General features: G+C 36.5%; 12 protein-coding genes. All 12 read left to right on the top strand.

From position 1 onward, the window contains the following. The first annotated feature begins 41 nt into the window (after positions 1–41). Entirely contained in the window at positions 42–761 is a 720-nt protein-coding gene (locus GWK10_RS04050) for a hypothetical protein (RefSeq protein WP_164029641.1), read from the top strand. Positions 762–764: 3 nt separating this feature from the next. After that, positions 765–3536 carry a TonB-dependent receptor gene (locus tag GWK10_RS04055; protein WP_164029642.1) on the top strand — a complete coding sequence of 924 codons (2772 nt, stop codon included), beginning with the start codon at positions 765–767 and terminating at the stop codon, positions 3534–3536. 12 nt (positions 3537–3548) lie between these two features. Continuing rightward, a complete protein-coding gene (locus GWK10_RS04060) occupies positions 3549–4760 on the top strand; it encodes a DUF4249 domain-containing protein (protein WP_164029643.1) in 1212 nt (403 codons plus the stop codon). Beyond that, positions 4753–5955 (top strand): DUF4249 domain-containing protein, encoded by a 1203-nt coding sequence (locus GWK10_RS04065; protein WP_164029644.1) that lies wholly within the window; start codon positions 4753–4755, stop codon positions 5953–5955. The genes GWK10_RS04060 and GWK10_RS04065 overlap by 8 nt, the downstream gene beginning before the upstream one ends. Beyond that, positions 5948–7147 (top strand): DUF4249 domain-containing protein, encoded by a 1200-nt coding sequence (locus GWK10_RS04070; protein ID WP_164029645.1) that lies wholly within the window; start codon positions 5948–5950, stop codon positions 7145–7147. The genes GWK10_RS04065 and GWK10_RS04070 overlap by 8 nt, the downstream gene beginning before the upstream one ends. Before the next feature lie 6 nt (positions 7148–7153). Then, the gene (locus tag GWK10_RS04075; protein WP_164029646.1) at positions 7154–8875 is read left to right on the top strand and encodes a hypothetical protein; all 1722 of its coding nucleotides are present in this window, start codon (positions 7154–7156) and stop codon (positions 8873–8875) included. Positions 8876–9128: 253 nt separating this feature from the next. Continuing rightward, complete coding sequence (locus GWK10_RS04080; RefSeq protein ID WP_164029647.1) at positions 9129–10667, top strand: YifB family Mg chelatase-like AAA ATPase; 1539 nt, start codon at positions 9129–9131, stop codon at positions 10665–10667. A gap of 148 nt (positions 10668–10815) precedes the next feature. After that, positions 10816–11460 carry a hypothetical protein gene (locus GWK10_RS04085; protein WP_164029648.1) on the top strand — a complete coding sequence of 215 codons (645 nt, stop codon included), beginning with the start codon at positions 10816–10818 and terminating at the stop codon, positions 11458–11460. 633 nt (positions 11461–12093) lie between these two features. After that, on the top strand, positions 12094–12891 hold the full coding sequence (locus GWK10_RS04090; RefSeq protein WP_164029649.1) for a sensor histidine kinase: 798 nt from the start codon (positions 12094–12096) through the stop codon (positions 12889–12891). Continuing rightward, on the top strand, positions 12878–13519 hold the full coding sequence (locus tag GWK10_RS04095) for a response regulator transcription factor (protein ID WP_164029650.1): 642 nt from the start codon (positions 12878–12880) through the stop codon (positions 13517–13519). Before GWK10_RS04090 ends, GWK10_RS04095 begins: the two co-directional genes overlap by 14 nt. Positions 13520–13712: 193 nt before the next feature. Next, positions 13713–14936, top strand: coding sequence for an Nramp family divalent metal transporter (locus tag GWK10_RS04100; RefSeq protein WP_164029651.1), 1224 nt, complete (start codon positions 13713–13715; stop codon positions 14934–14936). Then, on the top strand, positions 14933–15667 hold the full coding sequence (gene pxpA, locus GWK10_RS04105) for a 5-oxoprolinase subunit PxpA (protein WP_164029652.1): 735 nt from the start codon (positions 14933–14935) through the stop codon (positions 15665–15667). Before GWK10_RS04100 ends, pxpA begins: the two co-directional genes overlap by 4 nt.

Below are 15667 nucleotides of genomic sequence, written 5' to 3' on the forward strand. Positions count from 1 at the left end.
ATATTTTCTATTTTTAAGATTCCATATAGGATATAAACTTTATGCAACAACTACCTAACCTTTTGATCATACTATTCGCAGTATGTTTCACTTCTTTTGGCTTTTCACAGTCCACTAATAACAAACAACATTATCTCTGGTTTGATTCAGTTATCGGAATTGAAAACACTGGTATCTATAAGGGGACTTCGTATGTAGAATTGTATCGTGTGATCAACGAAAAACATAAGTTTTTTGAATTGGCAGATTTTACTAGTGGTGAAGTGATTTACGACAATCAACCCTATTTTGATCTTCAACTAAAATATGATCTTTTTGAAGATAGATTGCTGGTAGCCCATCCTGTAGGCAATAGTACTCAGGTAATGATTTTGATAAAGGATAAGATTAAAAGATTTGCCTTAAATGGTGCAAGTTTCGTCAATACATCAAAACTTAGTTCTGGACAAAATAGAGGGTTTTGTGAGGTGTTAACGCAAAAGGAAAACTCTTGGTTACTCAAAAAGTACTTTAAACGTCCGATTAAAAAATTAGACAAGGGATCCACTTACTATGAGTTTAGAGAAGAAACGGGATATGTTTTACTTCACAAAGATGAGTTTTTCGACATTAGGAATGTACGCGATCTTTTTGCTGCCTTTCCTGAACAAAAAAATGAGATAAGACAATTTGCAAAAGATTATGCGGCCTTAAGAAAAAGTGATGAGGACGGCTATATGACATCAGTTGTTCAACGTTTATTTAAATCTCTTAGATCCTAACATATGAAGAAGTTTTTATTCGCTATTTTATGTTGCGGCTTTTTTTCCGTTTCATTTTCCCAGGATCAAAATAAGAATATTGCCATTTCATTTGAAAATGAGACCTTATATAATGCATTAATCAAATTAGAAGCTCAGCAGAATCTTCAAGTATATTTTGCAAAGGAATGGATTCCGGAAAAGATGATTTCTGCAAATTTTGCGGATGCTAGTTTAGCTGATATTTTAGCGGAACTGTTTAAAGATACCCTGCTCAATTTTTATGTGCTTGATGATAGCACTATAGTGCTAACCAGAAACAACATTATTTACGATAGTGTTCCTGATGGGTTTTTTGGTAAGGAAATTGATACTACAGTAGTCGTTAAAAAGCAACGAAAAGGAAATGTAAGCCCTATTTTCTTTAGTGGCCAAAAAACGGTTAAGACCAAGAGTTTCCCAACAGTTCGTATTGGTAGAGAAAGTGCACAAGCAAGTGGAGAAACCTTTGAACTAAGAGGAAAGGCAATTAATTTAAGAACTGGAAATCCGATTACAAACCTGACCATTTTAGAAAAGGCGAAAAATATTTTTGCTGTCACAAATGATGAAGGTGAATATCGAATTGAATTGCCTGTTGGTGTTAATCTTATTGAAACAAAATCCTTAGGTATTGAAGACACGAAAAGGAATATTGTAATTTATAACAATGGTACTTTCGATTTTATGCTTGATGAAAGTATCGAGCAATTGGATGAAGTTGTACTGGAGGCAAATGTTGCTAAAAATGTTGAAGAGGCTAGTACAGGAAATACTAAAATTGATAATGAAGAATCAAAGAACATTCCTTTAGTTCTAGGTGAACGGAATATTTTAAAAGTAGCAACATCCTTACCTGGTATAACAACTGCTGGTGAAGGAGCTGCAGGATATAACGTAAGAGGAGGAAAGGCGGACCAAAATTTAATCTTGTTAGATCAGGCTGTTATTTACAATCCGACACACTTTTTCGGAATTTTTGAGGCATTAAATCCCTTTACGACCAAAGAGGCCAATATTTATAAAGGAAACATTCCAGTTGAGTACGGCGGAAGGCTGTCATCAGTATTCGATATTACGTCTAAAGATGCTAGCGTTACCGATTTTAAAGGCGAAGCATCTATTGGGCCAGTAACTTCAAACTTGGCATTAGAAGTACCCGTAATCAAGGATAAATCTGGAATTTTAGTAGGAGGGCGTGGTGCCTATTCTAATTGGATACTTAGATCTCTAGACGATGAGAACCTACAAAATAGTGAAGCTTCGTTTTACGATGTGGTAGCCAAATACAATCACAATATCAACGAGAACAATGATGTGCAATTATCAGGCTATTTTAGTAATGATCGTTTTAGTATTACATCTGATTCTATTTATGGCTATACCAATAGACTATTCTCGGCTAAATGGCGGCATAAATTTAATGATAATACCACAGCGGATATTACACTAGCGAATAGCCAATACCAATTTGATATAGAATTTGATACGAATAGTATTAATGATTTCGATCTTGGATTTAAGGTGGAAGAAACAGCCTTTAAATACAAAATGAAGTCGGTGGTAAATAGTAATCATACTTTAGATTACGGTGTATCAGGAAAATTATATTCCTTAAACCCAGGAAAGATTGAGCCTAGGGGACCAGATGATATAATTTCGTTTTTAGAGATACCTGAAGAACGCGCTTTTGAGGGGGGTATATTTTTAGCGGACAAATTTAAGGTTAGCGATAAACTGCTTTTTGATGTTGGGCTGCGCTATTCCTTTTATGCGGCCTTGGGCGCATCTAATCAACGAATTTACCAGGAAAATGTTCCTAGAAGTGAGCAAACACTTATAGAAACTCAAGCTTTTGATAAAAATGAGGTTATAGAAACTTATGGTGGACCAGAAATTCGAGCAGGACTTCGTTATTTGTTTACCAAGGACTTTTCGGTAAAAGCGAGTTTTAATAATTCATATCAGTTTATCCATCTATTGTCTAACAATACGACGATCTCACCAATTGACACCTGGAAATTGTCAGATTTGAATATAAAACCCCAACAAGCAAATCAGTACTCTTTAGGGTTTTATAAAAACTTTAATGGTAATGATTATGAAATAAGTTTGGAAGGATTTTATAAGGATCAGAAAAATATCCTAGATTTTAAAACAGGGGCTAGGTTGCTATTAAACGAAACAATAGAGACAGAGGTACTACAAGGCGAAGGTCAGGCATATGGTGCAGAATTGTTAGTACGGAAAAATGCTGGTAAATTGAATGGTTGGTTAAGTTATACCTACTCAAGATCTTTTTTCAAACTAGATAGTGAGTTCGATGAGGAACGAGTGAATAACGGTAAATTCTTTCCATCAAACTTTGACAAGCCACACGATGTAAGTCTAGTTACAAATTATAAGTTTACGCGTCGATTTAGTTTATCGACCAACTTTGTATACCAAACAGGACGTCCAGTGACCTTTCCAGTAGGTAATTTTGTTTTTAACGGATCGGAATTTGTCTTGTTTAGTGATCGTAATCAATTTAGAATTCCAGATTATTTCCGATTAGACCTCGGTTTTAATGTTGAAGGGAATCACAAGAAAAATAAGTTGGCTCATAGTTTCTGGACGGTTTCTATTTATAATGTTTTGGGAAGAAATAATCCATATTCTGTGTTCTTTGTTACGGAAGCTGGAGAGATTCGACCTCTTAAGAGCTCAATATTTGCAATACCTGTGCCTTCGATTACTTATAACTTTAAGTTTTAGATAAACATGATAATGAAGAAAGTGACATACATGAATTTGATAGCCCCTTTACTGGTGCTATCTTCTTGTATAGAGACTTTCGAGCCAGGCACCCAGACTTTTGAGGATACACTTATTATTGAAGGTAGAATCACCAATGAACTGAAAGAGCAAGTTATTTTTATTACAAGATCGTTTCGGTTTGAGGATGAAGGCCCTAGTCAGGAAACCGGAGCTACAGTTCGAGTGGTTGGAGATACTGGAATGACGATTAATTTTATTGAAGCATCACCAGGAAAGTATATTTCTGAAACTCCTTTTAGTGCTCAAAGCGGAATAGGGTATCATCTTGAGGTGATATCGAAATCTGGCCAGCATTTTCAGTCTACGCAGACTAATCTACCTCCGGTTGTTCCCATAGCCAAAATGTATCATGAAGCTGGGTTTGATAGTAATAATTCACCTGGAATTGGAGTATATGTTGATAGTGAAAACCCACAAGGTAATGCCAATTTTTATCGTTACGAGTTTATTGAAACTTATAGGATAGAGGCACCTAAATGGTCACCATTAGAAGCAATAGTTATAAGTGATGTCTGGGAATTTGAAGTTGATACTGCTCCTAGAGAACAAGAAGAACGTGTTTGTTATAAAACAAATCATTCCACAGCAATTATGCAAGCAACTACGAATGCTTCAACTGAAGATAAAATCCAAAAATTTCCTGTTCGGTTTATCGTTAAAGATGATTATATGACCACCCATCGGTATAGTATTTTGGTGAAACAATATGTCCAGACTAGAGAGGCATATCGATATTTTGAAAAACTGAATGAGTTTTCGCAATCTGAGAATTTATTTAGCGATATACAACCAGGATTTTTAGAAGGTAACATTCGATCGTTGGATGATGCGGATAAAAATGCAGTGGGATTTTTCGAAGTTACTTCAGTTACTTCAAAGCGACTTTATTTTAAGTATCATGATGCGTTTCCTGGCGAAAGACTACCTAAATTTGTGACTAATTGTACTGAAGTCGCACCACCTTTGGCATCTGGTCATGCACCAGAAGCAGTTACTTCACCTTTAATTGATAATATAAAGCTAGGGCTACTTCGTTATTTTGATGTGAACAATAGAATAACCCTAGATTTCCGAGGACCTTTTATAATGGTTCCTCCAGCTTGTGGGGATTGTACAGTACTAGGAAGTAATATAAAACCAGACTTTTGGGAGGATGAATAGAACGTATTGTAAAATATCATTTTTATGCGGTATAGCAGTATTCACTTTGTTTGGGTGTATAGAGACCTTTGAGCCAGGTACTGAGACCTTTGAAGATATTCTGGTCGTACAGGCAACTTTAACGAATGAAATGAAGCAGCAGGAGGTTGTCTTAACAAGATCGTTCAGGTTTGAAGATGAGATGCCCAGCTTTGAACGTCAGGCGGAGGTAAGAATAATTGCATCAAACGGTGCAGAATATGTGTTTACCGAAGTAGTACCGGGTACTTACCGATCCTCAACTAGTTTTGCCGCTGAAGCAAATGTTGACTATGAACTAGCAATTCAAACAGCTAGCGGTAATAGCTACAGGTCAAGAGCCATTCAACTGCCATCGATCACAACCATTGATAATTTAGAGGCTAAACGAATGACTAATAGCAATGGAGTAGAAGGGATGGCTATTTTGGTAGATAGTTTTGATCCGACCGGAGGTTCTCAATACTACCGATATGAGTTTGAAGAAACGTATAAAATAATTGCACCTGAGTGGAGACCATTCGATCTTGAAATTGCATCTTTTGCACCCCCCGCTGTTAATGTTATAGTTCGTGATCGTGAAGAACGTATTTGCTATAACTCGGCCAGAGAAACTTCACTTATTCTGGAGAGCACGATAGATCGAATCGAAGATCGAATAGAAGATTTCCCTGTACGTTTTATCAGTTCTGATAACTATATTATCTCTCATCGTTACAGTGTTTTGGTAAAGCAGTATGTTCATTCTGTAAATGCATTTACGTTTTATGAGACTTTGAGAGACCTATCGCAGTCAGAAAGCTTGTTTTCAGATAATCAACCCGGTTTTATTGCAGGTAATGTTTTTTCAACTACCAATGAAGATGAAAAGGTTGCTGGTTTTTTTGATGTGGCCTCTGTAGATCAGAAACGTATCTATTTTAATTATGTCGATTTTTATCCTGGCGAGAGGTTACCACCCTACGTAACAGCATGTGTTACCTTTGCACCTGAATTGCAAGACCCGGGTGGAGGTACTCCTTTGCTAGATGCCATTGCCGATGGTAATGTCCGATATTTTTCGGAAAATGAGAATCCCCGACCTGATGAAGGGCCTTATTTATTGGTTTCAAGAACATGTGGCGATTGCACGGTACTAGGCAGCAACATAAAACCAGATTTTTGGGAGGATGAATAAAAAAAATTGCGTCATTATACTTGTTTTGAGCATTACAAGTTTTTTAAATAATGCTTGTTTAGAAACATTTGAACCCGGTACTGAAACCTTTGAGGATATTCTGGTGGTGCAAGCTACCTTAACCAATGAGATGAAGCAACAAGAAGTAATATTAACAAGATCATTTCGATTTGAGGACGATATGCCAAATTTCGAAAGCCAAGCAACTGTAACAGTTTCTGCTTCTAATGGGAATACGTATTCATTTAGCGAGGTACTTCCTGGGACTTATACTTCAGATATTGCATTTGCGGCCCAAGCTAATACTGAGTATCAATTGAACATTCAAACAACAGACGGATCGAGTTATAATTCTCGACCAGTAACCCTTCCAGCTGTTAGTAAAATAGATGCGATTAGGCCGCAACGCACAACAAATAGTAATGGAGTAGAAGGAATGGCTTTATTAGTTGATAGTTTTGATCCAACAGGAAGCTCTCAGTACTATCGCTATGAGTTTGAAGAGACCTATAAAATAATAGCACCATCATGGACTCCATTAGATCTTGAGGTGGCATCTTTTGAACCACCTGCCGTTAATTTTGTAGTTCGAGAAAAGGAAGAACGCATTTGCTATGGTACAGGAAAAGAATCGTCTATTATATTAGAAAGTACAGTTGATCGCGCTGAAGATCGAATTGAAGGATTTCCTGTTCGATTTATAAGCTCTGATAACTTTATCATTTCGCATCGTTATAGCATTTTGGTGAAACAATATGTGCATTCAATTAATGCATTCACCTTTTACGAAACGCTTCGTGATCTCTTGCAATCAGAAAGTTTGTTTTCAGATAATCAACCAGGATTTATTAATGGTAATATAACGTCGATTGCGGGAGAGGATGAAAAAGTAGCCGGTTTTTTTGATATAGCATCAGTTGACAAGAAGCGTGTCTTTTTTAATTATGTCGATTTTTATCCTGGAGAAGCTATACCACCATATGCTACGGCTTGTGTTACATTTGCCCCAGAGTTGATAGATCCAGGACTCGGGACTCCCTTATTGGATGCGATTGTCGATGGAAACGTTCGTTATTTTTCAGAGAATAAAAACCCTGGACCTGATGAAGGTCCATATTTAATGGTATCTAGAATATGCGGAGATTGTACAGTCTTAGGATCAAATATAGTACCCGATTTTTGGGAAGAATAATTGCTTATGAATACTAAAAAAATTATTACAGTTCTTTTGCTTGTAGGTGCTTTAAGCTCGTTATCTGCGCAATTCGTTATTAAAAGTGATGCGCAGGTAAAACAGATTAGAGAACTACCACAAGAGACCACCTTTGTTCATTACAATGCGACGACCTTGTTTGCAGGAGAGTATCTGTATTATCAGATAGATTGTTTTAACAATGAAACTAGAAAACTCAGTGATTTTAGCAAGATTGCCTATGTAGCTTTAATCAATGAGAATAAGGAAGAGGTTTTTAGACATAAAATTCGATTAAAGGATGGTGTTGGATATGGCGATTTTTTCATTCCAGTGACGGTACCTTCAGGTAGTTATAAAGTTGTGGGCTACACCCGCTGGACGCTAAATACTCCAAATACCTTTTTTCAAGGTGACCTCGGCATTATTAATCCATATTTAGGAGATCAAAAAGTTATACTTAAAAATGAGAATTTGAATGTTAAAACAGATGATGTTTCTGAAGCTATGAACCGCAGTTCTTCAGATTTAAAGTTGTCACTATCCAATAACAAATCATATGCTAAACGGACACAAGTTTCATTCTATTTAACTAGTACAAATAATAAGGTTAAAAATGGACAGTATGCTATTTCTGTTCGTAAGCTAGATGCCATCCCTGTTCTTAAGGCAAATAATACAGCTACCGTTTTAAATGAATCTTCACTACAACCACGTATAGGGCAAGAATGGATACTACCTGAATTGAGAGGCGAATTAATTACAGGTGTTATTAGTGCTAAGAATACAAACGCTTCTTTAGAAAATAACAGTGTATCCCTATCTATTCCAGGAGAACAATATCAACTTGAAATAGCAAGTACTGATAGTAATGGTCGATTCTTTTTTAATATGGAACAGGAGTATGATGGCAACGAGGCCATTGTTCAACTATTAGATACTACAGATGATTATAGCATTCGTTTAGAAGAAGTTGGTCGACCTAATTATGATATTGTACAGTTTAAGAAGTTTACGATCGACCGATCATTAAAAAATGCGATTGAACAGCGGAGCGTTTACAACCAAATCGAAAATGGGTATTTCGAGAAAAAGCCAGATTCGGTTATAGTTGGCCCTCCTGTAGCACCTTTTTATGAAGGTAATGTAGAACGATATGATCTAGATGCCTATAGTCGTTTTAAAACCATTAAGGAAACGCTTGTTGAGGTAGTTGATAACGCTTGGGTCGAACGTGATGAGGCATTTAAAGTAAGGGGCCCTATTGATGATGTTCAAACTGACCTTCCGCCATTGGTAATTGCTGATGGATTGCTAATTAAAGATCACACGAATTTGCTAGCTTATGATGCTCGCCGTATAAAGTATATAAATTTAATAAGAGATAAGTATATCTACGGAGCCAAATTATATCAAGGCATCTTGGCATTTGAAACTGAGGAAGGCGATTATAATGGAGGCTCTTCCTTTTCAAATATTTTGACCGAGCAGTTATTTAAACCCCAACAAAGCAAAAAATATTTTAAGCAAATATATACCGCAGATAGCAATCAGCGTATTCCGGATTATAGAAGCCAGCTTTTATGGTTGCCAAATGTAAAGCTAAAAGAACAACAACAATTCGATTTTTATACTTCAGATAATACGGGTACCTATCTAATTACGATCAGCGGATTCACTGAAGGGGGTGCACCAGTTTCGATTTCTAATACTTTTAAAGTAGAATAACATATAAGTCCGATTATTAGTCTCCCCTTGAGGGGAGATATAGAGGGGTGTTAATCCAAAGAAAAATTTATTATTGGAGAGTTGCACCCATCTTAACTCCTAAATAAACCAAATTTTGGACAAGGACCTCAAGTAAAGGGAACCTCATTTTGTCAAATAACATTTCTAAAAGCGGTTTAGAATTAAGATATTTTCTATTTTAGACATTCCTACCAACAATATTAGCAGTATTCACTGATTAATAAAGTATTACATGTTACAAAAAGTATATGGCAGCGCTGTTTTTGGTGTTGATGCTACCACTATCACTGTAGAGGTTAATATCGATACAGGAATTGGTTACCATTTAGTAGGATTACCAGATAATGCGGTTCGTGAAAGTAGTTATCGCATAGCGGCAGCATTAAAAAATATTGGCTACAAACTTCCAGGAAAGAAGATTACGCTTAATATGGCGCCTGCCGACTTACGCAAGGAAGGTTCGGCTTATGACCTTACGCTTGCTATAGGTATTTTGGCTGCGTCTGGTCAAATAAAATCCGATAATCTAGAGGAGTTTGTGATTATGGGAGAGTTGTCCCTGGATGGTTCTTTACAACCTATTAAAGGAGCACTTCCTATTGCGATAAAGGCAAGAGAAGAAGGTTTCAAAAATTTCATTTTACCAAAGCAAAATGCTAAAGAAGCTGCGGTGGTAGATAACATTACGGTCTATGGTGTAGATAATATCTCGGTAGTCATTGACTTTTTTAACGGAACAAATACTTTAGATCCAACAGTGATTGATACTCGAGAGGAGTTTTATAAAAACCTAGATTTTCCTGAATTTGACTTCGCTGATGTAAAAGGGCAAGAGAGTATTAAACGCTGCATGGAAATTGCGGCGGCTGGAGGACATAATATTATTCTCATTGGTCCGCCAGGATCGGGGAAAACCATGTTGGCAAAACGCTTGCCGAGTATTTTGCCGCCAATGACCTTACACGAGGCCTTAGAAACCACTAAAATACATAGTGTAGCGGGTAGAATTAAAGAGCATGGTGGACTCATGGCCCAACGTCCTTTTCGTTCGCCCCATCATACAATATCCGATGTGGCGCTTGTTGGAGGTGGGGCATTTCCGCAACCAGGCGAAATCTCCTTATCCCATAATGGCGTGTTATTCTTAGATGAATTACCAGAATTTAAACGCAGTGTGTTAGAAGTTATGAGGCAACCATTGGAGGATAGGGAAGTAACCATTTCACGAGCTCGATTTACGGTTACTTACCCAAGTAGCTTTATGTTAGTGGCTAGTATGAATCCAAGTCCGGGAGGGTACTTTAACGATCCCGATGCCCCGGTAATGACCTCGCCAGCAGAAATGCAGCGCTACTTAGGCAAAATATCAGGTCCTTTATTAGATCGAATCGATATACATATTGAAGTAACGCCAGTTCCTTTTGAAAAACTATCCGATGATCGAAAAGGGGAGAGCAGTGTCGATATACGTAAGCGTGTAACTAAAGCTAGAGAGCTGCAGACCGAACGTTTTAAAGAGATACCAAATGTTCATTATAACGCACAGATGAATACTAAACAAATTAGATCGTATTGCGAATTAAGTGATGCTTCAAAACAACTATTAAAGACTGCAATGGAGCGGCTGAATCTTTCGGCCAGAGCCTATGATCGTATATTGAAGGTAGCACGTACAATTGCCGATCTAGAAGGAAATGAAGATGTTTCAGGAGATCATATCTCAGAAGCCATCCAATATAGAAGTTTAGATCGTGAAGGATGGTTAGGTTAATTCCTAATAAGAGTAGCTTGTGCAAAGACTATAAACTTCATTATTTCCCGTTATACGGCAGGGGATTTTCCCCATAATAAACCTATTCTTTTTTTTGTGGATTGTTTTTCTATACCTTCACTAACCTATTAACCAATCCAATATTAAAATGAAAAAAGCAATTACAAGGATTCCTACGATCATGCTTATGATGGGAATCTTATTTTTTATGAATTCTTGTGATCCAGAAGATGTAAAAATCGACAAACCAGACGGTACACTAACACCAACAGAGGCGACAACCTTAAGTAAAAATTTTGTAAAAGATCTTGAAACCTATGATGAAATTGCTAAACGTTATTTTTTATTACTAGAAGAATTACAAGGCTTAGATGTAAAACAACAGGCAGCTTTAAGAGGTCCAGTTGGTGAAATGATGCAGAAAATGGTAAAACAACAACAAGAAGAACCATTAGTAAAGCCAACTTTTCAATTATCTGCTTCTATTGCATATTCTGTTAATGAATTGGATACTTATATGAAGTATGCCAAACAACAAGCGGATAGTCTTAAATATGATCTTACTGGGTTCAGAATTTATTTTGGGGTATTCCCAAAGGATAAAAAATATGACCGAAAAAGTAATGAGTTAACAGTATTTATTTCTCCTACAGGGGTCAAAAGAAAAACACAAGAAGGGAATATGTTTTCAACTTTATTATTTCAAGAAACTAATGGTGATATTCCAGGAATTGACTTGAAAGAATTTGGTGAAGACTGGGATCCTCCAACCGCTACTTATCCAATACAATAAATGCACATTGGAAATAATTACTGAATTTTTAAGGATAAAGTATTTAGCTCTTTTAGTTGCTATTGTTGCCACTATTAGATATAGTAGTTTCTCGCATGGCAGAGCTAAATACTTTCTCTTTTCCTTATGGCTAATTGCAATAACCGAGTTTTCTTATGAGTTCGTTTTCTATCTTTTTGATCATAAAGTAAAAACAAGATTTGTTGGCAATACTTATGTGATACTGCAATTTTCCTTTTATATATTGTGGTATAGAAGCCTGTTGATTAACGAAAGACGGAAAAGGTTTTTCTTTTTTTCTTTTTTATTATTTCTAATCTTCGGAGTAGTTAATAGCATTTTATTTCAGAATTTTTATGAAGACACGCAAACTTATACGTATTCACTTGGTGTTCTATTGGTCGCTCTAGTTATTTTTAGTTTTTTGATAGAATTTCTTCGATCCGAACGAATAATAAAGTTTGACAGATCAATATTTTTTTGGTTTAGTTTGGGTATTTTGCTCTTTCATATTCCTTTTTTACCATTTAGATATGTTAAAGAGTTACTTGGTTTCAAGACAAATGATATATACCGTTTTGCGGTTAACTCTTTGAATATAATTATGCATGCCTGTTTCCTAATCGGAATTTTATGGAGTCAGAAGAAGTACAACTCTTAGTAATAATATCATCGTCGATATTATTCGCGATCATTATTTTTATAGTGATCATCTTCTCTGTGTTCCAAAGACGCAAAAACCAACTCCTTATCGAAAAGGCCGAACAACGCCAAAAATTTGAACTAGAACTTGCTAATTCACAGTCCGAAATTCAAGAGCAAACCTTGAAAAATATTAGCTGGGAGCTCCATGATAATGTAGGACAGCTGCTCTCAGTAGCAAAACTTCAACTTAATATGCTTACAACTAAGGTGAAAGAAACCAATAAAAAGGCCCTTGAAGAAGTCGGTGAGGTTATTGGTAAAAGCTTGCACGATATTCGTATGCTTTCCAGAACCTTAAATCATGAGGTGCTGCAAAATATCGGCTTGGTAGAGGCTATTAAAATGGAATTGCAGCGATTTAATCGTGTAAAATTCCTAGAAGCTTCTATAGATGTAAAAGGAGAAGAACGACAGATTAATAATAAAGATGAAATCATTATCTTTAGGATATTTCAGGAGTTCTTTTCTAATGTTACTAAGCACTCGAAAGCCAGCGAGTTACAAGTGAAATTAGATTATGAAACAGAGAAATTAACCATCAGCGCCGAAGATAATGGCGTGGGCTTTAATATGAATGAAGTTAAAAGCGGACTTGGACTAATTAATATGAAATCTAGGGCTGAGCTGATCAAAGCGGACTTTTATCTGACTTCGAAATATAATGAAGGCGTTAAACTAAAACTGGTTTATCCTTACAAAAACCAAAACCAAAATGAGCAAACATAATGTAGTAATTGTTGATGATCATCAACTGTTTGCAGGCTCGTTAGAAGGACTGGTCAACTCGTACCCTAATTACGAAGTTGCCTACCATACTCTAAATGGTAAAGAACTTATAGACAAGCTTGAAGCTACCAATCGCACTCCTGATCTAATTCTTCTCGATATTAATATGCCGATTATGAACGGTATTGAAACAATGGAATGGCTAAAACAAAATCGCCCTGATGTCAAAGTATTAGCGCTTTCTATGGAAGATGATGAGGACACGATTATCAAAATGCTACGCCATGGGGCAAAAGGCTATTTGCTAAAAGATATCGAACCGTTGGTTTTTAAACAGGCATTAGACGATGTGATGAATAAGGGTTTTTATTACTCGGACAAAGTCTCTAACACCTTGTTAGGTTCATTAGATGGCGGAAACTCCGATCGCGTAAAGCTAAAAGAACGCGAGATTGAATTTTTAAAACTGGCTTGTACTGAAAAAACATACAAAGAAATCGCTGGCGAGATGTTCCTTAGCCCAAAAACCATCGATGGCTATCGCGAAGCCCTATTCGAAAAACTAGAGGTAAGAAGTCGAATTGGCCTCGTTTTATACTGTATTAAGAATAAGATTTATAGAGTTTAGTTACTGTTACGAGTAAGTAGCTTATAGTTTTTATAGACGACTTAATCATTTGCGAATCTTTTTACACCTCTAGACAACTACTCCCGAAAGATCTGATGTTTTAAACTCTTATCAAATTTAGAGAATCATCATATTTGCAAATCAACAAAATCTGTATCTTCACATACGTTAATCAGTAAATTACCCTATTTAATTGTTCAGATTCCTTAAAAACATCGGCCCAGGCCCGCTTGTAGCGGCAGCTTTTATTGGTCCTGGCACCGTAACTGTTTGTTCACTGGCTGGAGTGCGATTTGGTTATTCGCTTTTGTGGGCGTTGGTCATATCCATCGCCGCGACCATTATTTTACAAGAAATGGCGGCTAGACTTGGACTTATTTCAAAAGCAGGTCTTTCAGACGCTATACGATCGCAATTACAGCATCCTTTTTTAAAAATAGTGACACTTTTCCTTATTGTATCTGCAATTATTATTGGGAATGCAGCATACGAAGCTGGAAACGTTACGGGTGGTGTGTTGGGCTTAGAAACTATTGTGGGCAGTGGTCAGCTACAGCTAGGCAGTCGATCCTATAATTATCTCAGTATTATCATAGGGTTTATCGCTTTCGGACTTCTTTACATTGGTAATTATAAGTTTATTGAGCGCATATTACTTACACTTGTTATTTTGATGAGTCTATCTTTTCTCATTACTGCAATAGTGACCAAACCTGATATTTCTGCCATTTTAAAAGGAATATTTGTTCCGAATTTAAATGAAGATACCATCTTAGATGTCGCTGCCTTAATTGGTACTACAGTAGTACCATATAATCTCTTTTTACATGCATCTTTAGTCAACACCAAGTGGAAAGGAGAAATATCATTAAAAAGCGTTAGATTGGACACCTATGTCGCGATTATATTGGGCGGACTTGTTTCAATGATGGTTGTTATTACTGCAACTGCAATTACTTCTGGAGAAATTACTAATGGTGCCGATCTTGCTAAAAGTTTAGAGCCATTATTCGGCTCGTACGCCAAATATGTAATGGGAATAGGCCTTTTTGCAGCTGGATTGACTTCTGCTATTACTGCTCCATTAGCGGCAGCCTATGTTGCTGCAGGTTGTTTTGGGTGGAAATCTGATTTAAGATCGAATAAATTTCGTGCTGTTTGGGCCTTGGTGCTCATAGTTGGAATTTTATTTTCTTCTTTAAGTATAAGTGCTATTGAAGTAATTTGGTTCGCTCAAATTGCAAATGGGATTTTACTACCCGTCATCGCAATTTTCTTGTTGTGGATAATGAATAAAAAATCAGTTCTTGGTGCACATACCAATACGCTACTACAAAATATACTGGGAATAGTGATCGTACTATTCACTATTTTTCTGGGGACAAAGAGCATACTCAAGGTGATTTCCAACTTATGAAGACAGTTATAGACATTAATTGTGATCTAGAGGAAGGTTTTCCTTATGATGAAGAATTGATGAAACTGATTAGCTCATGCAATATCGCTTGTGGTGGGCATTATGGAACTAAAGATTCGATCGTAAAGACTATAAAGCTAGCTCAAAAATATGGCGTAAAGATAGGAGCTCATCCAGCATATCCGGATAAAGCGAATTTCGGTAGAACTGTTCTTGATATAGATAATCATAGCTTGCAATCTAGTATTGAAGATCAATTGCAACTATTTAAGAACGTTGCGGACGACTTGAATGAGTCAATTCATCACATAAAACCGCATGGCGCATTGTATAATGTATGTGCAAAGAACAAAGAGATAGCAAATTCGGTTTTAAAAGCAATCGTTTCAGTATATCATACTATTCCGATATACGCGCCATATAAGTCAGTTATTGCTGATTTGGCAAAGGGCTTTGGTATTCCAGTAATTTACGAGGCATTCGCCGATAGAAATTATAATGACGATTTAAGCTTGGTTGCAAGATCTCAAAATAATGCACTGATTCACGATCCGATAATAGCATCAAATCACGTCTTGAATATGATAGGAGGAAAGTTGTTATCTGTTACTGGAAATGAGCATAAAATTCAGGCTGAAACTTTTTGTGTTCATGGTGATAATCCGGCAGCTTTAAAGTTGGTGGACGGTTTGGTGAAATCGCTCACAGAAAAGGGTTTTACAATCGCATAG

The organism is Spongiivirga citrea (assembly GCF_010671565.1).
GTDB lineage: Bacteria > Bacteroidota > Bacteroidia > Flavobacteriales > Flavobacteriaceae > Spongiivirga > Spongiivirga citrea.